General features: G+C 68.7%; 20 protein-coding genes. 10 read left to right on the forward strand and 10 right to left on the reverse strand.

Features of this window, described 5'->3' with window-relative positions; translation table 11 throughout:
• Window positions 1–11 precede the first annotated feature (11 nt).
• From ACQ5SP_RS01220 to ACQ5SP_RS01235, 4 genes are all read right to left on the reverse strand, one after another.
• Entirely contained in the window at window positions 12–989 is a 978-nt protein-coding gene (locus tag ACQ5SP_RS01220) for a thiamine pyrophosphate-dependent dehydrogenase E1 component subunit alpha (protein ID WP_430935593.1), read from the reverse strand.
• Window positions 990–1,052: 63 nt separating this feature from the next.
• A complete protein-coding gene (locus ACQ5SP_RS01225) occupies window positions 1,053–2,351 on the reverse strand; it encodes a M24 family metallopeptidase (protein ID WP_430935595.1) in 1,299 nt (432 codons plus the stop codon).
• Window positions 2,352–2,436: 85 nt separating this feature from the next.
• Window positions 2,437–3,246 (reverse strand): SDR family NAD(P)-dependent oxidoreductase, encoded by an 810-nt coding sequence (locus ACQ5SP_RS01230; RefSeq protein WP_430935597.1) that lies wholly within the window; start codon window positions 3,244–3,246, stop codon window positions 2,437–2,439.
• 10 nt (window positions 3,247–3,256) lie between these two features.
• Window positions 3,257–5,035, reverse strand: a complete 1,779-nt coding sequence (locus ACQ5SP_RS01235; RefSeq protein WP_430935599.1) for an ABC transporter substrate-binding protein — start codon at window positions 5,033–5,035, stop codon at window positions 3,257–3,259.
• 258 nt (window positions 5,036–5,293) lie between these two features.
• On the opposite strand from ACQ5SP_RS01235, the gene ACQ5SP_RS01240 reads away from it, so the two are divergent.
• From ACQ5SP_RS01240 to ACQ5SP_RS01270, 7 genes are all read left to right on the forward strand, one after another.
• The gene (locus ACQ5SP_RS01240) at window positions 5,294–6,244 is read left to right on the forward strand and encodes a sugar ABC transporter substrate-binding protein (RefSeq protein WP_430935601.1); all 951 of its coding nucleotides are present in this window, start codon (window positions 5,294–5,296) and stop codon (window positions 6,242–6,244) included.
• An 88-nt stretch (window positions 6,245–6,332) separates the two neighbouring features.
• Window positions 6,333–7,130 (forward strand): SDR family oxidoreductase, encoded by a 798-nt coding sequence (locus ACQ5SP_RS01245; RefSeq protein WP_430935603.1) that lies wholly within the window; start codon window positions 6,333–6,335, stop codon window positions 7,128–7,130.
• Between the two features lie 33 nt (window positions 7,131–7,163).
• Window positions 7,164–8,138, forward strand: coding sequence for an ABC transporter permease (locus tag ACQ5SP_RS01250; RefSeq protein WP_430935605.1), 975 nt, complete (start codon window positions 7,164–7,166; stop codon window positions 8,136–8,138).
• Window positions 8,139–8,149: 11 nt separating this feature from the next.
• On the forward strand, window positions 8,150–9,151 hold the full coding sequence (locus tag ACQ5SP_RS01255; protein ID WP_430935607.1) for an ABC transporter permease: 1,002 nt from the start codon (window positions 8,150–8,152) through the stop codon (window positions 9,149–9,151).
• Entirely contained in the window at window positions 9,148–10,659 is a 1,512-nt protein-coding gene (locus ACQ5SP_RS01260; RefSeq protein ID WP_430935609.1) for a sugar ABC transporter ATP-binding protein, read from the forward strand. Before ACQ5SP_RS01255 ends, ACQ5SP_RS01260 begins: the two co-directional genes overlap by 4 nt.
• Window positions 10,659–11,531 (forward strand): NAD(P)-dependent oxidoreductase, encoded by an 873-nt coding sequence (locus tag ACQ5SP_RS01265; protein ID WP_430935611.1) that lies wholly within the window; start codon window positions 10,659–10,661, stop codon window positions 11,529–11,531. Before ACQ5SP_RS01260 ends, ACQ5SP_RS01265 begins: the two co-directional genes overlap by 1 nt.
• Window positions 11,528–12,262 (forward strand): ThuA domain-containing protein, encoded by a 735-nt coding sequence (locus ACQ5SP_RS01270; RefSeq protein WP_430935613.1) that lies wholly within the window; start codon window positions 11,528–11,530, stop codon window positions 12,260–12,262. The genes ACQ5SP_RS01265 and ACQ5SP_RS01270 overlap by 4 nt, the downstream gene beginning before the upstream one ends.
• A gap of 4 nt (window positions 12,263–12,266) precedes the next feature.
• On the opposite strand, the gene bchO is transcribed toward ACQ5SP_RS01270, so the two are convergent.
• From bchO to crtA, 4 genes are read right to left on the reverse strand one after another with little or no spacing between them, the layout of a single operon-like run.
• Window positions 12,267–13,139 carry an alpha/beta fold hydrolase BchO gene (gene bchO, locus ACQ5SP_RS01275; protein ID WP_430935615.1) on the reverse strand — a complete coding sequence of 291 codons (873 nt, stop codon included), beginning with the start codon at window positions 13,137–13,139 and terminating at the stop codon, window positions 12,267–12,269.
• Between the two features lie 4 nt (window positions 13,140–13,143).
• On the reverse strand, window positions 13,144–14,838 hold the full coding sequence (locus tag ACQ5SP_RS01280) for a magnesium chelatase subunit D (protein ID WP_430935617.1): 1,695 nt from the start codon (window positions 14,836–14,838) through the stop codon (window positions 13,144–13,146).
• Window positions 14,835–15,839, reverse strand: a complete 1,005-nt coding sequence (gene bchI / locus ACQ5SP_RS01285) for a magnesium chelatase ATPase subunit I (RefSeq protein WP_430935619.1) — start codon at window positions 15,837–15,839, stop codon at window positions 14,835–14,837. The genes ACQ5SP_RS01280 and bchI overlap by 4 nt, the downstream gene beginning before the upstream one ends.
• Window positions 15,836–16,588 carry a spheroidene monooxygenase gene (crtA, locus tag ACQ5SP_RS01290; RefSeq protein ID WP_430935621.1) on the reverse strand — a complete coding sequence of 251 codons (753 nt, stop codon included), beginning with the start codon at window positions 16,586–16,588 and terminating at the stop codon, window positions 15,836–15,838. The genes bchI and crtA overlap by 4 nt, the downstream gene beginning before the upstream one ends.
• 70 nt (window positions 16,589–16,658) lie before the next feature.
• On the opposite strand from crtA, the gene ACQ5SP_RS01295 reads away from it, so the two are divergent.
• Genes ACQ5SP_RS01295 through tspO form a run of 3 tightly spaced genes read left to right on the forward strand, consistent with a single transcriptional unit; the run spans window position 16,659 to window position 19,737 of the window.
• Window positions 16,659–18,212 carry a phytoene desaturase gene (locus ACQ5SP_RS01295; RefSeq protein WP_430935623.1) on the forward strand — a complete coding sequence of 518 codons (1,554 nt, stop codon included), beginning with the start codon at window positions 16,659–16,661 and terminating at the stop codon, window positions 18,210–18,212.
• Window positions 18,209–19,258, forward strand: coding sequence for a 15-cis-phytoene synthase (gene crtB / locus ACQ5SP_RS01300; protein ID WP_430935625.1), 1,050 nt, complete (start codon window positions 18,209–18,211; stop codon window positions 19,256–19,258). Before ACQ5SP_RS01295 ends, crtB begins: the two co-directional genes overlap by 4 nt.
• Window positions 19,255–19,737: a tryptophan-rich sensory protein TspO gene (gene tspO, locus ACQ5SP_RS01305; protein WP_430935627.1), complete on the forward strand. Its 483-nt coding sequence runs from the start codon at window positions 19,255–19,257 to the stop codon at window positions 19,735–19,737. Before crtB ends, tspO begins: the two co-directional genes overlap by 4 nt.
• Here the strand turns inward: tspO and crtC are convergent.
• Window positions 19,734–20,606 (reverse strand): carotenoid 1,2-hydratase, encoded by an 873-nt coding sequence (gene crtC, locus ACQ5SP_RS01310; protein ID WP_430936255.1) that lies wholly within the window; start codon window positions 20,604–20,606, stop codon window positions 19,734–19,736. The two genes, tspO and crtC, sit on opposite strands and share 4 nt — an antisense overlap.
• Window positions 20,561–22,150: a 1-hydroxycarotenoid 3,4-desaturase CrtD gene (gene crtD, locus ACQ5SP_RS01315; protein ID WP_430935629.1), complete on the reverse strand. Its 1,590-nt coding sequence runs from the start codon at window positions 22,148–22,150 to the stop codon at window positions 20,561–20,563. Before crtD ends, crtC begins: the two co-directional genes overlap by 46 nt.
• Between the last annotated feature and the right edge of the window lie 47 nt (window positions 22,151–22,197).

Here is a 22,197-nt window from a genome sequence, read left to right on the forward strand (position 1 = left end):
CTTATCTCTCCTCAGTCCGCGTAAACATGCATGTCGACCTCGGACGCCTCGGGGTACTTGGCGGCCTCGGCATAGGCGACGGCATCGCTCGCGTCCTTCTTGATCTCGGCGTTCATCGCCTCGATCTCGTCCTCGCTGGCGATGCCCTGTTCGACCAGCCAGCCGCGGAAGCGGACGATCGGGTCGCGGTTTTCCTTCCAGTCCTTTTCCTCGTCCTTGGACCGGTAGTACTCGCGGTTGATGTCGCCGACGTGGTGGCCATGGTAGCGGTAGGTCATCAACTCGATGAAAAACGGGCCTTTGCCCTTGCGCGCGCGGTCGACCAGTTTCCGCGTCAACGCGTTCACGGCGAGCACGTCCTGCCCGTCGACCTGGTGCGCCTCGATGCCGAAGGCCTCGGCCCGCGCGGTGATCGAGCCGGCGGCGATTTCCTCGGTCTTGGTGTACTCGGAATAGCCGTTGTTCTCGCAGGCGTAGATGACCGGCAGCTTCCAGAGCGCGGCCATGTTCATGACCTCGTACCAGAGCCCCTGCGCGGTGGCGCCGTCGCCGAAGAAGCAGACCGTGACGTCGTCCGAGCCCTGCAGCTTGGCGCGCAGGGCCGAGCCGGTCGCGATCCCCATCGAGCCGCCGACGATGGCGTTGGCGCCCAGGTTGCCGTGGCTCTGGTCGGCGATGTGCATCGACCCGCCCTTGCCGCGGCAATAGCCCTCTTCCTTGCCGAGAAGCTCGCAGAACATCTCCTTGAACTCGGCGCCCTTGGCGACGCAGTGCCCGTGGCCGCGATGGGTCGAGGTGATGCGGTCGTCGTCGGTCAGCGCCTCGCAGATGCCCACCGCGACGGCTTCCTCGCCCGAATACATATGCGTAAGCCCCGGCATCTTGGCCGAGAGGTAAAGCTGGTTCGCGTTGTCCTCGAAGGTGCGGATGCGCACCATCTGGCGGTACATCCGCAGGTAATCCTCGGAATTGTGCTTGGCGTCGCTCATCGGGGTCTCCCTGGTCCCTGCTTGGTCCCTCCCCCGGACGGGGGAGGGCCGGCAGGGACGCTCTCAGTAACGGTTGGCGATCGGCAGTTCCTCGGCCGGGAAGAGCGAGATCACCTCGCAGCCGGTGTCGGTCACGACGACCTCTTCCTCGATCCGCGCGGCCGAGTAGCCGTCCGTGGCCGGGCAGTAGGTCTCCAGCGCGAAGACCATGCCGGTCTGGATCTCCATCGGGTGATCGAGGCTGACCGCGCGGCTGATGATCGGCCGCTCGTGCAGCGCGAGGCCGAGCCCGTGGCCGAACTGCAGGCCGAAGGCCGCGTCTTCCGACGGGAAGCCGAATTCCTCGGCCGTCGGCCAGGCCTGCGCCACGACATCGGTCGTCACGCCGGGGCGGATCAGGTCGATCGAGGCGTCGATCCATTCCCGCGCCTTTACGTAGGCGTCGGTCTGGGCGCTGGTCGCGCGGCCGATGTTGAAGGTCCGGTAGTAGCAGGTCCGGTAGCCCTGGTAGGACTGCAGGATGTCGAAGAAGGCCTGGTCGCCGGGGCGGAAATACCGGTCGGTGAAGTTATGCGGATGCGGGTTGCACCGCTCGCCCGAGATCGCGTTGATCGCCTCGACGTCGTCCGAGCCCATCTCGTAGAGCATCTTGTTGGAAAGCGCGACGATGTCGTTCTCGCGAACGCCCGGCTTCAGCTCCTCGTAGATCATGTGGTAGACGCCGTCGACCATGCTGGCCGCCTGGGTCAGAAGCTGGATCTCGTCCCAGTTCTTGATCTCGCGCGCCGCCAGCATGATCTGCTGGCCGTCGACCACGTGCAGGCCTTCCTCCTGCAGCGCGTGGAACATGGCGGTTTCCGCGTAGTCCACGCCCACCGGCATGTCGGCCATGCCGGCATCCTTGATCAGCTGGGCGATCTGCTTGGCATATTTCCGCATCAGGCCGAATTCCGGCGGGATCGTGCCGCGCATGCCGACGACGCCGGCGAGGCAGTGATCGGGTTCCAGCCAGTCGGAATACTTCTGGTGGTGCACCGCGGCCGAGCCGAAGTCCCAGACGTAGGGCGAGTCATCGCCCGTCAGCAGGCAGAAGCGGCACATCTTGTCCCGTTCCCACTCGCCGATCTTGGTGGCCGAGACGTAGCGGATGTTGTTCACGTCGAACAGCAGCAGCGTGCCCGCGTTCGACGCCTTGAGCGCCTCGCGGGTCCGGGCAAGCCGGTAGCGGCGCAGGCGGTCATGGTCGATGCGGCGCTCGAAATCGACCGAGGTGTGGCCCCAGGCCGGCAGCCGCCCTTCCCAGCGCCAGTTCGGCTCGAGGTCCTGCGGGGTGAGCATATTGGGCATGAGTGCGCGAGACATGGCAAAAACTCCGTTTGGTGCGCGGAAGGCGCACCGTTTCAAGGTGGGTAGGGGCGGGCGCGCGGCTTGGGCGCGCCCGGTGGCGTCACTGGATGCACCAGCCGCCGTCGATATGGATCATCTGGCCGGTCATGTAGTCGCTGTCGTTGCTGGCCAGGAACGACGCCGTGCCGGTGATGTCGTCGGGGTAGGAGACCCGCTTGATCTGGAGCGCGTCGCGGACGATGTCCTCGTAGGCCTGGCCGGCCTTCTGCTTGAAGCCGATATCCACGAGATCCTTGTCGAGCTGTTCCCAGAGCGGCGTGACCACTACGCCCGGCGCGTAGCCGTTGACGGTGATGTTGTGCTCGGCCAGCGCGACGGCGCCGCAATGGGTCAGGGCGAGGCAGCCGTATTTGGAGGTGCAGTAGACGGTCACGTCCACCAGCGGCTTGCGCGACGCGATGGAGCCGACATTGATGATCTTGTAGGGATGATCTTCCATCGGGCCCTGCGCGATCATCTGCTTGGCCGTCTCCTGCATGCCGAGCCACATCGCCTTGGTGTTGACGTTCATGATCATGTCCCAGTTGTCTTCATCGATATCCATGAAGAACCGGGGCTTGTTCAGGCCCGCGTTGAAGAGCCCGACATTGATCGAGCCGAAGGCGTCGACGGTGGCCGCGACGGCGGCGGCGTTGTCCTCGCGCTTGGTGACGTCCATCTTGACCGCAATCGCCTTGCCGTTGCCGGCCGCGTTGATGCGGTCGGCCACCTTCTGGGCCTCGTCGAGGTCCAGGTCCCCGATGCACACGTTGCCGCCCTGGGCGGCGAAGCTCTCGGCGTTGGCCGCGCCCATGCCGCGGGCGGCGCCGGTGATCAGGATGTTTTTTCCGTTCAGGCGATTGGGGTCCATGGTTTCCTCCCTAAGTGACCGGTTTTGTCATGGCTTCCTCGGCGCGGGCCTGGGCCCGCGCGAGGGCGTCCTCGGGCGCGACGACGCCGCGCAGCATGTCGTGCAGCTCGTGGCCGCAGATCCGGATGATCTCGGAAATCTGCGGGATCGGCGGGCGCGGCCAGAACTGCAGCTCGTCGCGCCAGGACATCTGGTCGACCATCTCGAAGATGGGCGAGAGCCGCCGCACCTCGGGATCGGCCCCGACCGAGTACCGCGGGGCGGTGCGGCTGCCGTTCTGGGCATAGAGTTTCTGTGCGGCCGGCGAGGTGAAGGCGATCAGCGCCTCGACCGCGTCCTCCAGGCGGTCTTCCGACAGGTTCGCCGGCAGGCAGAGCACGTAGCCGCCGACCGGCGCGATGGGCGCGCCTTCCGGGCCGTGCGGATGCGGAACGTATCCGGTGTTGCCATGCGCCGGGCAGCCGGTGTCCAGCTCGAAATAGGGGGCCAGCAGGGTATAGCCGTAGGCCATCGCCACCTTGCCGGCGGCATAGGGGCGAACCCGCTCGTACCAGGACATCGACAGGATGTCGGGCGGCGAGAACTCCATCAGCTGCATCAGGTATTCCGCCGCCGCGCGGCCGCGCGGGGTGTCGATGGTCGGGCGGATGTCCGGCCGCTCGAGATGGTCGGCGTCGAAGCCGCCCGCGATGCGGGGGATGTCGATGACCGGCTGGCCGAAATCGGCGCAGGTCATGATGAAGGTATGGCCGAGCGCCGTGCCCCGCGCGGCGTTCCAGGCGATGCCGTAGCGCCCCTTGCGCGGGGCGTGGAAGCGGCGCGCGGCCTCGATGACCGCGTCCGTGGTCGCGGGGGGCTCCAGGCCCTCGGCGGCGAACCAGTCGCGGCGGTAGAACATCAGCTCCGGCGTGGTCTGGCTCGGCACGCCGTAGGGCACGCCGTTCCAGTGCGCGGCGCGCCAGCCGGCGGTGTGGAAATCGCTGGGGTCCAGCCGCCCGGTATCCATGACCTCGGTCAGCGGGCGCACGACCCCGCGCTTCACGAACTCGCCGATCCAGGGCAGGTCGACGGCGATCAGGTCATAGCGGCTCTTGGCCCGGGTGGCGTTGCGCAGCGCTTCCTCGCGCAGCCGGTCGATCGAGAAGGCGCGCTGGTGGATCGAGGTGCCGACGATCTGCTCGAACTGGCGCTTCAGGTTTTCCATGACCATGAAGGTCGGGTCGCCATGGACGAGAATCCGGACCCCGCCCGACAGGCGCAGCGGCTGGGGCAGGGCGCGCGGTGGCGGGATCAGGGCCTGGCCAGGCTGGTAGGAATCGCCGAAATAGTATTCCGCCTGGCCACGGCCGCCGGAGGCGTCGCCGAAGGATTCGGTCGCGATCCGCTCGATCCGGTCGGCGATCTGCTGCCAGTCCTCCAGTAACTGCGCGCTGGGATGCAGCGAAAAGCTCTTGCCGGTCTTGGTGCGCGGCCGCTGCTCGACGAGGCCCGCTTTCTGGATGTCGCCCAGCTTGCGCATCGCCGTCGCGTAGGGCACGCCCGAGGCCGCCACCAGCGACGAGGCCGAGACGAGCCGCCCCTCCACATGGCTGCGCAGGAGGTGCAGGATCATGTTGAGATGCGGATTGGGCGTCGTCGGCTCCAGCGCGGTGTCGAGCTCGACGCAGAGCTCTTCGAGGAACCGGACGACACGATCCAGGTCAGCGCCGCCGCCCGAGGGCGCGGAGGCCTCGGACGACCCGCCGACCGGATATCCATTTCGGACAATTTGTGTCGTTTCCTGGTTCATGTAAGCTGTGTTCTCTCGGGCGGTTCCGCCCCTGTGCCCACGTGCCGTCATGGCGCGCCCCCCAAATTGTTCAGATTGATATCCAGCCAGTATCTCAAAAATGTCCGTTACGGATAGTAAAGTATCCATATCGGATAAGATACCCGGCCGCGCCGTCCGTGCGAAACATGCTGGATGGGAGTCGATTGCACCGGGCTGATTCCCGGGCTGGGAGGACAGCGGCAATCGGGTTAGAACGTCTCAAGGGAGGACCCCGCAATGAAACACTCGATCACGGCGACTCTTTTCGCCTCTACCGCGCTGCTCGGCACCGCTGCCGTCGCGCAGGAAATGACCATCGGCATCACCCAGAACAACGTCGGTGTCGACAGCTACCAGACGACCTATGAAAAGGCCTTCATCGCCGCGGCCGAGGCGAACCCCGACGTCGAGACCGTGGTGCTCGACGCCGGCGGCGACGTCGCCCGCCAGATCGCGCAGATGGAAGACCTGATCCAGCAGCAAGTCGACGCGATCATCATCTGGCCGACCAACGGCGAGGCCGTCATCCCGGCCGTCCGCAAGGCGCACCAGGCCGACATCCCGGTGATCGTCACCAACTCGAACATCGCCGAGCAGGGCTTCGACTTCGTCGCCTCCTTCTCGGGCCCCGACAACATCACCCAGGGCCGGCGCTCCGCCGAGATCATGTGCGACAAGTTCAAGGACATGGGCATCGAGGACGAGGCCAAGGTCGTGCACATCACCGGTCAGCCCGGCTACACCACCGCCATCGAGCGCGCCAAGGGCTTCAACGACCGCCTGCCCGAAGTCTGCCCGAACGTGGAGCAGATCGACCAGCAGCCGGGCGACTGGAACCGCGAGAAGTCGCAGCAGGTCATGGAAGCCTTCCTCGTCAAGTATGACGACATCGACGGCGTCTATTCTGGCGACGACAACATGGGCGTCGGCGCGCTGAACGCCGCCAAGGCCGCCGGCCGCGAGGGCATCATCTTCGTGGGCGCGACCAACTTCGCCGTCGGCTACGAGGCGATGGCCGCGGGCGATTACTGGGGCTCGATCTACCAGTCGCCGGTGGACGACGCCGAGGCCGCGCTGCAGACCGCGATCGACGTGCTCAACGGCGAAGAGGTTCCGTTCCTGAACTACTTCGACACGCCGAAGATCACCCAGGACAACATGGATCAGTTCGACAAGCCCGTCTTCTGATCTCCTCCCGGAATGCGCGGGGTGTGCACGGTCGCGTGCCCCGCGCGTTTTCCGGCCTCACAAGACCACGACACGAGGGAGAGACGAGATGGGTCGAGTCTCGGGCCGGTCCTGTATTGTCACGGGGGCCGCACAGGGCATCGGGCGTGCCATCGGCGAGGCCTTGCTCGACGCGGGCGCCGATGTCTGTTTCGCCGACATAAACGGCGAGAAGGTCGCCGGGGTCGCGGAAGCCAGCCGCCAGCGCGCCGAAGCGGGCGGCGGCCGTGTCACGAGCGCGGCGGTCGACGTCACCGACCGCGCCCAGGTGCGGGCGATGATCGCCCACGCGGTCGAGATGTTCGGCAAGCTCGACGTCAAGTTCAACAATGCCGGCGTCAACAAGCCGATGAACTTCCTCGACGTCACCGAGGACAACTGGAATTTCATCATGGGCGTGAACGGGCTGGGCTGCATGATCGGCATGCAGGAAGCCGCGCGGCAGATGATCGCGCAGGGCGGCGGCGGCAAGATCGTCAACACCGCCTCGATCGCAAGCCGGCAGGGGTTCGACAACGTCGCGCCCTACTGCGCGTCCAAATGGGCGGTGGTGTCGCTGACCCAGTCGGGCGCGCGGGATCTCGCGAAACATGATATCACGGTCACGGGCTTCGCCCCCGGGGTCGTCGCCACCGAGATGTGGGAAGAGGTCGACCGTGACCTGATGGCCATCGGCGCGTCGGAGCGCCCGGGCCAGGCGATGGAAGAGTTTTCGGCCGATATCCTGAAAGGGCGCGTCGCGACGCCCGAGGACATTACCGGTACCACGACGTTCCTGGCCTCGCGGGACAGCGACTACATGACCGGGCAAATCGTCATGATCGACGGCGGTATGACCCTGGTCTGACAATCGAGGCGGCAGCCGGAAGGGGAGGAATTCATGGCGGCGCTGACAACGAAAAACATAGGCGGCTTCCTGGCGCGCCAGGGGATCATCGTGGCCTTCGTTCTCTTTATGATCGGGTTCGCGCTGGCCAATGATCGCTTCATCACGATGGACAACATCTTCGGCGTGATCCGGTCCTCGGCGATCCTCGGCGTCATGGCGCTCGGGGTGACCTTCGTGGTGATCGGCGGCAATCTCGATCTTTCGGTCGGCTCGATGATGTCCTTCTCGACCATCGTGGTGCTGGACCTTCACGACAAGCTCGGCCCGGCGCTCGGCATTCCGGCGATGTACGGGATGACGCTGGCGCTGGGCGCCTTCATCGGCTTTTTGGTGGGCTACCTGAAGCTCAACTCGCTGATCGTGACGCTCGGCATGCTCTCGGCCATCCATGGGCTGACCCTGACCTATTCGGGCGGCAAGAACATGGACATCGCCGACAAGGAAGGCACCTGGTTCGGCATCTTCGGGCAGGGCAGCATCCTCGGCGTGCCGGTGCCGATCCTGATCTTCGCGCTGCTCGCCGTGGTGCTGAGCATGGTGCTGGCCAAGACGCCGTTCGGGCGCAAGGTCTACGCCGTGGGCGGCAACGGCATGGCGGCCACCTTCTCGGGCGTGCCGCGGGCGCGGGTGGTCTTCATGACCTACCTGATCTCGGCCTTCTGCGTCGCCACGGCGGGGCTGATACAGGCAAGCCGCTCGCTCGGCAGCCAGAACACGGTGGGCCAGGGCATGGAACTCGAGGTGCTGGCCGCGGTCATTCTCGGCGGCGCGTCGCTTCTGGGGGGGTCGGGCACGGTCTTCAAGACGGTGATCGGGGTGCTGATCCTCGGCTTCATCCAGAACGGCCTGCTTCTCGTCGGGCTGGAATTCTACGTCCAGTACGTCGTGACCTGGGTCATCATCATCCTGGCGGTCTGGCTGGATATCGCGGCCAAGCGCGGCCGGCTCCTGTCGCCGATCGCCTGAGGGAGGGGACCATGACCAAGGACACCCGCGCAAATCTCGTCAAGCAGGGGGCGATCTGGGCCTTCATCGTGGTGGAGCTGATCTTCTTCACCGTGGCCGGAAACTTCATGTCGGTCTCCGAGCAGTCCTTCATCGACTTCGACAACATGCTTCTTCTGCTGAAGCAGTCGGCGCCGATCGGGATCATCGCGCTCGGCATGACGATCATCATGATCAACGGCAATATCGACCTGAGCGTCGGCGCGACCTTCGCGCTCAGCGCCATCGTGCTGCTCGACTCGATGACCTGGCCGATCTTCGCCGGCCTCGGCGACTGGGTGATCCCGGTGTCGTGGACCCTGGCGCTGCTGACCGGCGTCGTGCTGGGGGCGATCAACGGCTTGATCGTCTGGAAGACCGGTGTCGATGCCTTCATCGTGACGCTGGGGGCGATGCTGGGCTATCGCGGACTCGTCTTCATGTATAACGGCGAGCAGCCCACGAGCCATCTGAACTGGACGCTGGTCGACTTCGCCGAGGCGCAATTCCTCGGGCTTCACACCGCGACCTGGTTCCTGCTGGGCACGGCGCTGGTGCTCTGGCTGGTGATGACCAAGACCGTCCATGGCCGCAACGCCTATGCCATCGGCAACAACCGCGAGGCGGCGGTGAATGCCGGCATCCGGGTCGGGCCGCATTTCCTGCTGAACTTCATGCTGATCGGGTTTCTGGCCGCGCTCTCGGCCGTTGTGTTTTACTCCGAGTCCGGCTCGGTGAACCCGAATGACGGGATGCTTTACGAACTCTGGGCGATCACGGCCGTCGTGCTGGGCGGCACCAAGCTGACGGGCGGCTACGGCTCGATCGTCTCGACGCTGGGTGGCGTCATCGCGATCCAGCTGCTGCGCAAGGGGCTCGGTCATATCGGGGCGGACACCGAGACGGTGAACCTCGTGATCGGCCTGATCCTGATCGCGGTGCTGTTCCTCGATCGCCAGCTCAATCGCAAGGGCAAGGAGGAGTTGAAGATATGACCGATGCGAAACCGGCCCTGCGGCTCGAGAACATCGTCAAGACCTTCCCCGGCGTGCGGGCGCTCGACGACGTGTCCTTCGCGGTCATGCCCGGCGAGGTCCATGCCCTGATGGGCGAGAACGGCGCCGGCAAGTCCACCCTGATGAAGGTGCTGGGCGGAATCCTCCAGCCCAACGAGGGGCGGATCTTCATCGAGGAAGAGTCGACGATCATGACGACCCCCCTCGATGCCAAGGCCAAGGGGGTCGTCTTCATCCACCAGGAACTCAGCCTCGCGGACGAGCTGAGCGTGGCCGAGAACATCTTTCTGGGTGAACTGCCGCGCAAGTCCTTCGGCCGCGTCGACTGGGGCAAGCTCTACGAGCAGACGGATGCCATTCTCAAGACGCTGAACGTGGGATTCAACGCCCGGACCCGCGTCGGCGACCTGTCGATCGCCAACCAGCAGATGGTGGAAATCGCGCGCGCGCTGACCGTCGATCCGCGCGCGGTGATCTTCGACGAGCCGACGGCCTCGCTGACGGATGCCGAGAAGGTCGTGCTCTTCGACGTGATCGCGGATCTCAAGTCCCGCGGGGTGGGGATCGTCTACATCTCGCACCGGATGGAGGAGATCTTCAAGATCACCGACCGTATCAGCGTGCTGCGCGACGGGCAGTATCGCGGCACGCTCGAGACGGCGAAGACCGATGAGGACGAGGTGACCCAGCTGATGATCGGGCGCAGCCTCGACCTGTCGCGCAACGAGGAGCATCGCGAGCATGGAGAGGTCGCGCTGGAGGTGCGCGGGCTTTCCTGCGGGGATCTCTACCGCGATGTCAGCTTCAAGGTGCACCGGGGCGAGGTCGTCGGCTTCTACGGGCTCGTGGGCGCCGGACGGACCGAGATCGCCGAGACGATCTTCGGCTTGCGCGATCCGTCCGAGGGGCAGATCCTGCTCGACGGGCAGGAACTGCGCATCCATTCGCCGGTCGACGCGATCCGTCACGGCATCAGCCTCGTGCCGGAGGACCGCAAGGGCCAGGGGCTCGTGCTGGGGATGAACTGCCGGGATAACATGACCCTGCCGCAGGTGGACGACCTGACCGCGGGGCCCTTCGTGTCGGACGGCGCGGAGATCGCGATCTTCGACCAGTACCGCGACAAGCTCGACATCCGCACGCCCGGCTGGCGGCAGACCGTGGGCAACCTTTCGGGCGGCAACCAGCAGAAGATCGTCATCGGCAAATGGCTCTCGATGCATCCGAACGTGCTGATCGTGGACGAGCCCACGCGCGGAATCGACGTCGGCTCCAAGTCCGAGATCCACAACCTGATCCGGGATCTGGCCGGGCAGGGCTACGCGGTCATCGTCATAAGCTCGGAAATGCCCGAGGTGCTGCATGTCTCCGACCGGATCGTGGCGATGTATCACGGCCGGATCATGCGCGAGTTCAGCGCCGAGGAGGTGACGGAGGACAGCCTGATCCAGGCGATCTCGGGGATCGAATCCGAAAAGGTGGCCTGATGCGGGTGGGCTTCGCCGGGCTGGGGCGCATGGGCGCCCACATGGCGCGGAACCTCGCGGCGGCGGGCCATGACGTAACCCTCTGGAACCGCTCGGCCGGCAAGGCCACGGCGCTCGCGGCGGAGCTTGGCTGCGCCGTCGCCGGGACGCCGGCCGAACTGGCCGCCGCGACCGAGGTGGTCGTCACGATGCTGGCCGACGACCCGTCGTCGGAAGCGGTGCATTTCGGCGCGGACGGCCTTTTCGCCGCGGGCACCGGGGCCGGGATCTTCGTCGAGATGGGCACGATGAGCCCGGATCATATCGCCGAGCTCGCCGCCCGTGCGCCCGCGGGCGTGCAGGTCATCGACGCGCCCGTCTCCGGGGCGACGCAGGCCGCGGCGGATGGCGCGTTGATGATCATGGCCGGTTGCCCCGAGGACGCGGCAAAACCGCTCCTGCCGCTCTTCGACGCGATGGGCAAGCGAACGATCTGTCTCGGCCGAACGGGCGCGGGCGCGGTGATGAAGCTCGCCGTCAATTCGCTCATCCACGGCATCAACCAGACCCTGGCCGAGGCGATGACCCTGGCCGAGGCCTCGGGGATCGCGCCGGAACGGGCGTTCGACGTGATCGAGGCCTCGGCGGCCTGCGCGCCGATGCTGAAATACCGCCGGCCCCTCTACCTGGACGAGGCGGCGCATGACGTGACTTTCACCGTCGCGCTGGCCCGGAAGGACATGGCGGTCACCGCCGCGCTGGCCGACCGGCTCGGCGTGGCCATGCCGCAAGGACGGGTGACTCTCGAAAAACTGTCGCAGGCCAGCGCCGCCGGTTTCGCGGACCGCGACATGGCGGCGATGCTCAACTTCATGCGGGAGGGGAACGAATGAAGGCAGCCCTGTTCGTCGGTGGCTGGGAAGGCCACGCACCAACCCATTTCGCGGATTGGTACGCGGCCCTGTTGAAGGAGAACGGCTTCGAGGTCGATGTCTATGACACGCTGGAGCCGCTGGAGCGTCCCGGCGATCTCGCGGATGTGGACCTGATCACGCCAATCTGGTCCTCGGCCCGGTCCGGTCACCGGGAAGAGTTCGGCAACATGACCAAGCCGCAGGAGGACGGTCTGCTGGCGCTCATCGGCAACGGCTGCGGCCTGGCCGGCTGGCACGGGCACATGGGCGACGCCTTCCGCGACCGCCCGACCTATCACTTCCTCATCGGCGGGCAGTTCGTGGCCCACCCGCCGGGCTGGCCGGACAATCTTCAGCCGCAGGAGGATTACATCGACTACGACGTGACCATCTGCAAGCCCGACCACCCGCTGGTGCAGGGTATCAAGAGCTTCCGCATCCGGTCCGAGCAATACTACATGCTGGTCGATCCCTCGAACGAGGTGTTGGCGACGACGACCTTCTCGGGCGATCATCTCTGGTGGATCGAGGGCACCGTCATCCCGGTGACCTGGACCCGGCGCTGGGACAGGGGGCGGGTCTTCTACTGCTCCATCGGGCATGAACTCGACGATCTCAAGGTGCCGCAGGTGACCGAGATGATCCGCCGCGGCGCGATCTGGGCGGCCGAGGGAAAGGCGATTGCCGCCGGAGGCGCCTCCGCGGCCTGACGCGTCAGCCGGCGTCGTCGAGAAAGCCGGATATCTCGGCCAGAATGCGGTCGGGGGCCTCCTCGTGCGCCAGGTGGCCCAGCCCGTCCATGTCCACCGTCCGCGCGTCCGGCAACCGTTCCGCGGCGCGGGCCGAGACGGCCGGCAGGACGGCGGTATCCGCGGCGCCGGTGACCAGTAGGCAGCGCGCCGGGATCTCGGGCAGCCGGGCGATCAGCCGGTCGATGTTCCACCGCGCCATCATCTGGAGCGTCGCCTCGACGTGGGCGCGGTCGGCGATCAGCCGGGCGTAACAGGCCAGCCCGACGGCGTCGATCTGTGACCCGGTGCCCTCGATCAGCCGCCGCGCGCGATCCGTCTCGCGGCTGCCCAGCGTGAAGAGCGTGGCGGTAAACGGGTTCAGTGCCAGCATCTTCGCCAGCACGGGAAACAGCCAGCCGGCGATCCCCTCGAAGCGGTCGAGCGCGGCGTTGATCCCGATGACGCGGGGCGGCGTCCCGTCGGGGCGCGACAGGTGCCGGGCAAGGTTGAGCGCGATGGCGCCGCCTGCCGAATGGCCGATCACCGCGCCGGGCGTCCAGCCCTGGTCGGCGCAGAGCGCGGCGATATCCTCGGTCATGGGATCAAGTCCCAGCCGCGCGGGATTGCTCGTGCGGGTGAAGCCCTGGCCCGGCAGGTCGAGCGCGATGACGTGACGGTGTCGCGCCAGGCGGGGCAGCAGGTCGCGCCAGCTGTGGCTGGAGCCGCCTGCGCCGTGCAGCAGGAGCACGGTCTCGCCGGACCCGTCCTCCTGCACGTGCCAGAGATGGGTGGCGTGGCGGACCCGGTGCGACAGCGCCGCATTGGGCCAGCCCGGCAGGTCGCGCGCCCAGTCCATCGGCTCAGCCGTCGAGCGCGGCGCTGACCGCGCGGCTGATGCGCTCGGCATCCGCGCGCGGTAGCGCGAGATAGCGCGCGCCCAGCCGGTCCGACAGCAGGCGCGGCTTGTCGTCCGGGCGCACCGACGTGTCGATCACGAGCCCCGGGATGCCCTGCAGCCGCAGCTGAAGCGCCACCGCCTCGGCATCCGCGCCGGCCTGTGCACGGCCCCCGGCGCCGTCGAGCGCGACATTGGCCCGCCCGTCCGTCAGCAGGGCCAGGGCGGGGTTCAGCCCGCGGCCGCGGGCCTGCCGGGCCAGCCGGGTGGCGGCGACCAGCCCCGCGGCCAGCGGCGTGCCACCGCCCCCGGGCATCGCGGCAAGCCGCCGCTTGGCCTGAACGAGCGAGCGCGTCGGGGGCAGCAGAAGCTGCGCCTCGGCGCCGCGAAACGCGATCAGCGCCACGTGGTCGCGGCGGGCATAGGCCTGGGCCAGCAGGTTCTCCACCGCGCCCTTGGATTCCGAGAGCCGCGCCATGGCAAGCGATCCCGAGGCATCCACCGTGAAGATCAGCAGCCGGTCCGACCGGTCCTCGTAGCGATGCAGCCGGATGTCGGAGGGGTGGACGACCACGCGTTGCCCGGGCCTGCGCTGCGCGCGGCGCAGCGGCTGCCAGGGGGCGGCGGCGCGCAGTGTCGCGACCACGTCGATGCGCGCGCGGCCATCCGCATGGCCCGGGCGGGCGGGCAGCGGGCGGCCGCGCCGGTTGCCCTTGCGCGGCGCCCCGGCCCCGGCGCCGCCGGCCGGCGCACGGAACCCGGCCCGTTCGGCCATCTGGTCGAGCAGGCCGCGCGGCAGAAGCGCGGCCACCGCATCCACCAGCATCTCGTCCGGGATGTCGCCCGGCGCGTCCGGGCCGTCCGTGTCCTCGGCGGTCTCGGGCGGTGCGGTCTCCTCGGGGGCGTCGTCCGGGTCCGCGGGCGGCGGGTCTTCCTGGGGCGTGCGCGTCGCGCGGGCCGGGTAGACCAGTTCCGCCGCTTCGCGGATATCCGCATCGGAAACCGCGCTCCGACCTGCCAGCGCGGCCGCCGCCCGCGCCGCCCTGAGGGCAAGCAGGGGCGCGCGCAGGCTGTCGATCCCGAACCGTGCGGCAAGCGCGGCAAGGGTGGGTAACGTCGCCTCCGGCATCTCGATCGCGGCCAGCCGGGCGCGCGCCGCGTCGAGGTCGGCGGGTGCGGGCAGCAGGATGCGCGCGGCGTTCCACCGCGTCGTGCCCAGGTCGACGTCGAAGGCCAGCCGGTCGCGCAGCGCGGCCGGCGCAGCCTCGTCCTCGTCGGTGCCCTCGTCCAGCAGCACCAGGCCGTGGCCGCGCTCCGCGTCGAGCAGCTGCGCCAGCCGCGCGGCCAGGGCCGGTGGTGTCCGCTCGGCCATCGGGAGCACCAGGCGCGCCGGCCGTTCCGCGATACCGCGCTCGGTCACCAGCCGCCCCTCGGCGAGCGTGGCGGCGATATCGGGGCCGCCGAAAAGCTGGGTGTCGCTGAGGTCGACATGGATCCGCCGCGCCGGGCCGGGCAGGCGGGCGAGCGCCTCTTCGAAGGCCTGTCTTACCGGGCCCGCGCGGGCGCGCAACGTGAGCCCCTTGAGACCCGTGGGATCGACGGCCAGCAGGGCAAGGGCGCGCAGCGCGCGGTCCCAGGCAGTGCCGGCCTCCGCGGTCATCCCAGAACCTCGGCCACGGTGCGGGCGACGCGCGTGCCAGACCCGGCCTCGTCCAGCGGGTCGCGGCGCAGGCGATGGCTAAGCGCCAGCGCCGCAACCTGCCGCAACGCGTCGCGCGTCACGGCGCCGGTCCCCTCGTAGGCCGCCAGGGCGCGCGCCGCGCGCAGCAGCGTCAGTTCGCCCCGCAGGCCATCGGCGCCGAGCGCGACGCAGAGTTCCGCGCAATCCCGCAGGATGTCGTCGGAGGCCTCGGTGTCGGCCAGCCGGTCGCGCGCGGCCAGGATGCGGTCGCGGATCTCGGCATCGCGCGGCGCCCAGTCGGCGAGGAAGGCCGCGGGGTCCGTGTCGAAGGCGTCGCGCCGGCGGATCACCTCGATCCGCTCGTCGATGTCGCTTGGCGAGGCGACGTCGACCGACAGCCCGAAGCGGTCCAGAAGCTGCGGGCGCAGCTCACCTTCCTCCGGGTTGCCGGAGCCGACCAGCACGAAACGGGCCGGGTGGCGGACCGACAGGCCCTCGCGCTCGACCACGTTTTCGCCTGACTGCGCCACGTCCAGCAGCAGGTCGACGATGTGATCCTCCAGGAGGTTTACCTCGTCGATGTAGAGATAGCCGCGATTGGCGCGCGCCAGAAGCCCCGGCTCGAACGCCTTTTCGCCCTGGGTAAGCGCCCGCTCGATATCGAGCGCGCCGGTCACGCGATCCTCGGTCACGCCGAGCGGGAGGTCGATCACCGGGGTCGGCCGCGACACGGTGGCTGTCGAGGGAACATGGGCCCAGGCCGGGCAGTCCTGCGGACGTTCGGAATTCACCGGGCAGCCTTCGACGACGGTGATCGGCGGCAGGAGCGCCGCCAGTGCCCGCACCGCCGTCGATTTGCCGGTGCCGCGGTCGCCGAAGACCAGGACGCCGCCCAGGCGCGGTTCGATCGCGGTCAGGATCATCGCCAGTTTCATCTGTTCCTGGCCGACGATCGCGGAAAAGGGAAAGCTGTGGGTCATGTCTGTCCTTCGAGCCGCCTCAGGGGCGAGGTGCCGTGCCAACTGCCCCGGTCGCCCAGGACACGGAAGCGCGCATAGAGTTCTTCGCTGAACCAGTCCCCGTCGCGCACGGCCCGCACGGCGCGCGCATGGGGTCCGTCGGCCCGCGCGAAGGCCGCCATGCTGGCGGCGTCGGGCCAGATCGAGAAGGTGACCTGGTGAAAGAGCGGCACTTCGCCGACGCCGATCTTGAAGGCCACGTTCGGATCGCTGCCGATCACCGTGCTGATGTCGGGCACGCGCTGCCAGAACCGGACCGCGGCGCGCGGCCGGATCGTCGCACGGGTGAGCGCGGCGAGCGGGCCGTCCTGCCCGGTGCTGCGGTCGGCCCCGAACGGCGTCTCGCCCGACCAGCGGCCGCGCACCGAGACCGGCGCGAGGAAGACCTGCCAGTTCTCGACGCTGCGCGCGGCATAGCGACGGAAGATCGACGCGGATTCCGTCCGGGCCCGCGCGGTCTCGAGATCGGGCCAGGTCGCGAGAATCGCGTAGACGCCGGTGTTCGGCACCGGCGTGAAACCCTCACCCGTCCCCGAGCCCAGCAGTTTCCAGAAGCCGATCCCCTCGATCCGGCGCATGGCCGGGCGCGCCAGTCCCATCATCGCGAACGCCCAGAGACGGGCTGCCCCCGGCGCGAAACGGAAGAAGCTGAGGCTCACGGTTTGAATGGCGCCGGTCCTTTTTTGCCGCCCGTCGCGGAATATTGACATGATCTGAAAACCGATGAAAGGGGCGCAGAGGGCAATTGTCAACTTAAGTAGACACATGTAGGGTGGTCCCATGTTGACGCGTGTCGATCCCGGTCTCGGAGCCGAGGCCAAGACGGGGCTTGCCCCCCATGCCGTGGTGATCGGCGCGGGTCTCGGCGGGCTGGCATCGGCCATGCGTCTCGGCGCGCGGGGCTACCGGGTGACGGTGCTCGACCGGCTCGAGGATCCCGGGGGGCGCGGCTCGAGCATCCGGGAAAACGGCCATCGTTTCGATCTCGGCCCCACCATCGTCACCGTGCCGCAGGTGTTCCGCGAACTCTGGCAGGCCTGCGGCCGCGATTTCGATGCGGATGTGGACCTTCGCGCGCTGGACCCGTTCTACGAGATCCGCTGGCCGGACGGCAGCCGCTTCACCGCCCGGCAGGACGAGGCGGCCATGAAGGCCGAGGTCGCGCGGCTCTCGCCGGGCGACCTGGCCGGCTACACGAAATTCCTGCAGGACAGCGAGCGCCGCTACTGGGTCGGTTTCGAGGACCTGGGCCGTCGGTCGATGCACAGGCTCGGCGATCTCATCAAGGTGCTGCCCACCTTCGCATGGCTGCGCGCGGATCGCTCGGTCTATGCCCATGCCGCCCGGCGCGTGAAGGACGAACGCCTCCGCATGGCGCTGTCGTTCCATCCGCTCTTCATCGGCGGCGACCCGTTCAACGTGACGTCGATGTACACGCTCGTCAGCCATCTCGAAAAGGCCTTCGGTGTGCACTACGCGATGGGCGGGGTCGACGCGATCGCGCGGGCGATGGTGCGGGTGGTCGAGGACCAGGGCGGTCTCGTGCGACAGGGGGCCGAGGTCGACGAGATCCTTCTGAAGGACAATCGCGCCCGCGGCGTGCGGCTCAGTTCGGGCGAGATCGTCACCGCCGATATCGTGGTGTCCAATGCCGATGCGGGGCACACCTATAGCCATCTCCTGCGCAATCGCGGCCGCAGGCGCTGGACCCGGCGCCGGCTTGACCGGATGCGCTGGTCCATGGGGCTCTTCGTCTGGTATTTCGGCACCGAGGGCACGCGCGACCTGTGGCCGGATGTCGGGCATCACACGATTCTCAACGGGCCGCGCTATCGCGGACTGGTGCGGGACATTTTCCTCAAGGGCCGGCTCGCCGAGGACATGAGCCTCTACGTCCACCGCCCAAGCGTGACCGATCCCTCGGTCGCGCCCGAGGGCGGCGATACCTTCTACGCGCTCAGCCCGGTGCCGCATCTCGGCCATCGCGACCCGGTCGACTGGGCGGCAATGGCCGAGCCCTACCGCGCCAAGGTGCAGGCGGTGCTGGAGGAGCAGCTGCTGCCCGGCCTGGGCGCGCGCCTCTCGGCCTCGCAGGTCTTCACGCCCGAAACGTTCCGCGACCGCTATCTCAGCCCGCACGGCACCGGGTTCTCCATCGAGCCGCGCATCCTGCAAAGCGCCTGGTTCCGCCCGCACAATGTCAGCGAGGAAGCCGAGGGGCTGTTCCTCGTCGGTGCCGGCACCCATCCCGGCGCCGGGCTGCCCGGCGTGATCTCCAGCGCCGAGGTGCTGGGCAAGATCGTGCCCGATCCGGCAGAGGTGCCCCGGTCATGATCGCGGCGCGGGACATGGACTACTGCGTGGCGGCGATCCGGCACGGATCCCGCTCTTTCCACGCGGCCTCCCGGCTGTTGCCGGCGCGGCTGCGCGATCCGGCGCTGGCGCTCTATGCCTTCTGCCGGCTGGCCGATGATGCCGTGGACCTGCACGGCGCGAAGATCGACGCCGTGCTGCGCCTGCAGGACCGGCTGGACCTGGCCTATGCCGGCCGGCCGCGGGACGATGCGCCGGACCGGGCCTTCGCCGCGCTGATCGAGGATTTCGACATGCCTCGCGCGCTGCCCGAGGCCCTGCTCGAGGGCCTCGCCTGGGATGCCGAGGGGCGGCGCTATGCCAGCCTGTCCGACCTGCGTTCCTATTCGGCGCGGGTGGCCTCGGCGGTCGGGGCGATGATGTGCGTCCTGATGCGGACACGGTCGCGGGACACGCTGGCCCGCGCCTGCGATCTCGGCGTGGCGATGCAATTGACGAATATCGCCCGCGACGTGGGCGAGGACGCGGCCGAGGGGCGGCTCTACCTGCCGACCGAGTGGCTGGAGGAGGCGGGCCTTTCGTCCCCGGCGTTCCTGCGCAACCCGGCGGCCAGCCCCGAGACGCCCCGCCTGCTGCTGCGCCTGCTGGCCGAGGCCGAGGGGCTTTACGCCCGCTCCGAGGCCGGGATCGCCGCCCTGCCGCTGTCGTGCCGCCCGGGGATATTCGCGGCGCGCTACATCTATGCCGGGATCGGCGGGCGCGTGCGCGCCAAGGGCGCCGCCGCGCTGACGGACCGTGCTCACACCTCCGGCGGGCAGAAACTCGGCTGGCTGATGCTGTCGGTGCTGCGCACCGGCGGGACGCTGGTGATGCCGCGATCGCCGCTGATCTATGCCCGGCCGCTGCCCGAGACCGCGTTTCTCGTCGATGCGGCCGCCGCCGCGCCGGCCGAGGATACCGGCTGGAGCGACACGCTCTGCGCGACCATGGCCCGGCTGAAGGCCCGCGATACCGAGAAACGAACGGCATTGATGCAATCGGCGGGCCGGGTTAGGGAAACCGCATGATCTGGATCTGCTTCGCCATTTTCCTCGGTGCCTGCTTCGCGGCCGGCTCCACCGGGGGGCTGTTCCCGCCCGGGGCCTGGTACCGCGACCTGCGAAAGCCGCGCTGGACGCCGCCGAACTGGCTGTTTCCCGTTGCGTGGTCGATGCTTTACCTGTGCATGGCGGCCGCCGGGGCGCGGGTGGCGGTCAGCGCCGACAATGCGCTCGCCATGGCGCTCTGGTCGCTGCAGATCGCGCTGAACGGGCTCTGGACGCCGGTATTCTTCGGACTGCGCCGGATGCGGCTTGGCCTGGGGGTGCTGTGCGCGCTGTGGCTGTCGGTCGCGGCGACCTGCGCGGCGCTCTGGCAGGTCGACTGGATCGCCGGGGTTCTGTTCCTGCCCTATCTCGCCTGGGTGTCGGTGGCGGCGGCGCTGAATTTCAGCGTCTTGCGGCTCAACCCCGATCAGGCCGAGGGCAGAACGGCCGGCCCGGCCTAGCCAAAGCGCCAGCCGGCCCGCCGGGGCACCCGCACCGCCAGCATCGGCTTCAGCAGCGGAGAGCGGAACCGCCGCAGATCGAGGGACTCGTGAACCCCCACCGTGTCCTCGCCGCCGATCCGCGTACGGACCGCCGAGCGGCAGTAGAAGGGGGCATCCAGCATTGCCTTGACCTGCTTCGGTGCATGGCCCGGGTCGGCGCGCGTGCTGCGCGCCACGCCCCAGAGGCTGCGGCGTATCCGGGCCTCGGGCGGCGGTGCGATCGCCTCGGCGCGGCCGGCGGCATCGAACCGAACCCCGACGCCCAGCCGGCTGCCGTCCAGCCGCGTCGCGTCATAGAAGCAGGTGCTGCCCGTGCCGGTCGGATAGCGCCCCCAGCTCCAGTAGGCGAAATCCTGTTCGAGCGCGCGCGTGCCGAAATTGGCGTCGAAATAGCCATGCCCGCGCCACTGCCAGCCGGCGGCCTCCAGGTCCACGACGATGTCGCAAGTCGGTGCGAAGGGGCGCCAGACATGGGTGCCGTCGGCGGTGAGCGGCATCTCAACGGCGCTCATGGCCCGGGGGATCACGCGGATCCTGCCGCGCACCCGCGAGATCAGCGGTGGCGACGAGATCTCGTTCACCTCGATCACCAGTTCCGACCCGGTCCAGCGCATCGCCGAGGGGCCGACCGTCAGGCTGTCGCGATCCTGGCGGAGCGCGGCCCGCCCCCGGTCGGTCATGGTGAAGCGTCCGCCGGGCCCGTAGGTGGCCACGTTGATGCAGACATGGTTGTCGGGGGATTTGCGGCCCGACCAGGCATACCAGGGCGAAAAGACGGAGCCTATGAACCCGATGACGCTGACGGCCCGGTCGCCGTCGTCGCTGATCCCGTCGACATACCACCAGGCATAGCCGTTTTCCGGCACGTCGAGGTCGAAGTTCGGTCGGTCATGATCGCCGCGGCCGCGTGCCGGCCGGAGAGGGTCGCCATCGGCACCCCCGCCCCCGGATGCGTGCCGCCCCCCGCCAGGTAGAGCCCGCGGATCGCGGTCCGGGCCGTCGGCCGGCGGAAGGCGGCCATCATGCCCTGTGGGCTCTGCCCGTAGAGAGACCCGGCCGAGGCGGGGAAGAGCCTCTCGAAGCCCGCCGGCGTCGTCAGGGCGCGCGCGGTCGGGGTCGGATCGAAGGTCAGCCCGAAACGGGCCAGCGTCTGGAACGTGCGTGTCCGGCATCGGTCCGGATCCTCCTCTTCGGAACTGTCTGTCAGCGGCGGGGCGTTGGCAATGATCTCGAAGCGCTCCAGCGCGGGCGCCGCCCCGGATACGCCGCGATCCTGCGCGCAGACATAGAGCGTCGGGTCCGCGGCAAGACGCCCGGCGGCGAGGGCGTCGAACTCGGGTTCGGGCGTCTCGCGGAAAAAGACGTTGTGGTGGGCCAGGTCGGCCCCCCTGGGCGTGGCGGCGAAGGCCCAGACCTCGGCGGAGAGGCTGCGCGGCACGCGGCGGGTGATCCCGGCGACACCCGTGCAGTCGGGGCCGAGCGCGCCGGTGGCCAGCGCCCGCGGATCGCCGTTGAAAAGCACCGTGTCGGCGGCGATGCGTGTGCCGTCCTCCAGCACGACGCCGGACGCGGCGCCCCCGGGCGCCTCGATCCGCGCGACCCCGGCGCCGAACTCGAACCGGGCCCCGCCCTGCCGTGCGAGGTCGGCAAGCGCCTCGGCCAGCCGGTGCATGCCGCCCTCGACCACCCAGACGCCGGCGGCCTCGGCTTGCCAGATCAGCGCCAGCAGTGCCGGCACGCGATCCGGCGCGCCGCCGACATAGGTGGCGTAGCGGCCGAAGAGCTGGGCGAGGCGCGGATCGTCGAAGCTTCGCGCGAGCAGCCCGGCGAGCGTCGAGAGGGGCGCCATGGCCGGCAGAAGCGCCGGATGCCGCGCGATATGGGCCGCGAGCCTGCCCGGCGCGGGGGCCGGGGCCTGCATCACCGGGGCCTCGAAGCCTGCGAAAAGCCGCCGGGCCCTTTCCGAGAAGGTGCGGAATTGCCGCGCGGCGGTGGCGCCGGCGAAATCCCGGATGGCTGCCGCGCTCTCGTCTTCGCGGTCGAAGAGGTCCAGCCGGCCGCCGTCGGGCCAGAAATGGCGCGCCAGAACATGCTGGCGCACAAGGGTCAGGTGATCGTCGAGCCGCGAGCCCGCGGCCTCGAAAAGATCGTCGAAGACGCCGCGCATGGTCAGGACGGTGGGGCCGGTATCGACCGGACCGGCCGGCGAGGGCAGGGTGCGCACCTTGCCGCCCGGCCGCGCGTGGCGTTCCAGCACCAGCACGTCTTGCCCGGCATGGGCCAGGCGCACGGCCGCGGCGAGCCCGGCCACACCGGCACCCACGATCAGGACCCGGTCGCCGGGCGTTGCTGCCCCGTGAACATCGCGCATGGGGGAATTATTGACTCGACGCACCGAACTGTCCAGAATGATTTACA

Origin of the sequence: Rhodovulum sp. YNF3179 (genome assembly GCF_050586465.1) — a bacterium.
In the GTDB taxonomy this organism is placed as follows: Bacteria; Pseudomonadota; Alphaproteobacteria; order Rhodobacterales; family Rhodobacteraceae; genus CAJXYS01.

Excerpts from the sequence above, each read along its gene's own strand:
- ACQ5SP_RS01225 (WP_430935595.1), bottom strand. The coding sequence starts at position 2,351 with ATGTCTCGCGCACTCATGCCCAATATGCTCACCCCGCAGGACCTCGAG.
- crtB (WP_430935625.1), top strand. The coding sequence starts at position 18,209 with ATGATCGCGGCGCGGGACATGGACTACTGCGTGGCGGCGATCCGGCAC.
- ACQ5SP_RS01260 (WP_430935609.1), top strand. The coding sequence starts at position 9,148 with ATGACCGATGCGAAACCGGCCCTGCGGCTCGAGAACATCGTCAAGACC.
- ACQ5SP_RS01240 (WP_430935601.1), top strand. The coding sequence starts at position 5,294 with ATGAAACACTCGATCACGGCGACTCTTTTCGCCTCTACCGCGCTGCTC.
- bchI (WP_430935619.1), bottom strand. The coding sequence starts at position 15,839 with ATGACCCACAGCTTTCCCTTTTCCGCGATCGTCGGCCAGGAACAGATG.
- tspO (WP_430935627.1), top strand. The coding sequence starts at position 19,255 with ATGATCTGGATCTGCTTCGCCATTTTCCTCGGTGCCTGCTTCGCGGCC.
- ACQ5SP_RS01265 (WP_430935611.1), top strand. The coding sequence starts at position 10,659 with ATGCGGGTGGGCTTCGCCGGGCTGGGGCGCATGGGCGCCCACATGGCG.
- ACQ5SP_RS01230 (WP_430935597.1), bottom strand. The coding sequence starts at position 3,246 with ATGGACCCCAATCGCCTGAACGGAAAAAACATCCTGATCACCGGCGCC.
- ACQ5SP_RS01245 (WP_430935603.1), top strand. The coding sequence starts at position 6,333 with ATGGGTCGAGTCTCGGGCCGGTCCTGTATTGTCACGGGGGCCGCACAG.
- ACQ5SP_RS01280 (WP_430935617.1), bottom strand. The coding sequence starts at position 14,838 with ATGACCGCGGAGGCCGGCACTGCCTGGGACCGCGCGCTGCGCGCCCTT.
- ACQ5SP_RS01220 (WP_430935593.1), bottom strand. The coding sequence starts at position 989 with ATGAGCGACGCCAAGCACAATTCCGAGGATTACCTGCGGATGTACCGC.
- bchO (WP_430935615.1), bottom strand. The coding sequence starts at position 13,139 with ATGGACTGGGCGCGCGACCTGCCGGGCTGGCCCAATGCGGCGCTGTCG.
- crtD (WP_430935629.1), bottom strand. The coding sequence starts at position 22,150 with ATGCGCGATGTTCACGGGGCAGCAACGCCCGGCGACCGGGTCCTGATC.
- ACQ5SP_RS01270 (WP_430935613.1), top strand. The coding sequence starts at position 11,528 with ATGAAGGCAGCCCTGTTCGTCGGTGGCTGGGAAGGCCACGCACCAACC.
- ACQ5SP_RS01250 (WP_430935605.1), top strand. The coding sequence starts at position 7,164 with ATGGCGGCGCTGACAACGAAAAACATAGGCGGCTTCCTGGCGCGCCAG.
- crtA (WP_430935621.1), bottom strand. The coding sequence starts at position 16,588 with ATGTCAATATTCCGCGACGGGCGGCAAAAAAGGACCGGCGCCATTCAA.
- ACQ5SP_RS01295 (WP_430935623.1), top strand. The coding sequence starts at position 16,659 with ATGTTGACGCGTGTCGATCCCGGTCTCGGAGCCGAGGCCAAGACGGGG.
- ACQ5SP_RS01255 (WP_430935607.1), top strand. The coding sequence starts at position 8,150 with ATGACCAAGGACACCCGCGCAAATCTCGTCAAGCAGGGGGCGATCTGG.
- ACQ5SP_RS01235 (WP_430935599.1), bottom strand. The coding sequence starts at position 5,035 with ATGAACCAGGAAACGACACAAATTGTCCGAAATGGATATCCGGTCGGC.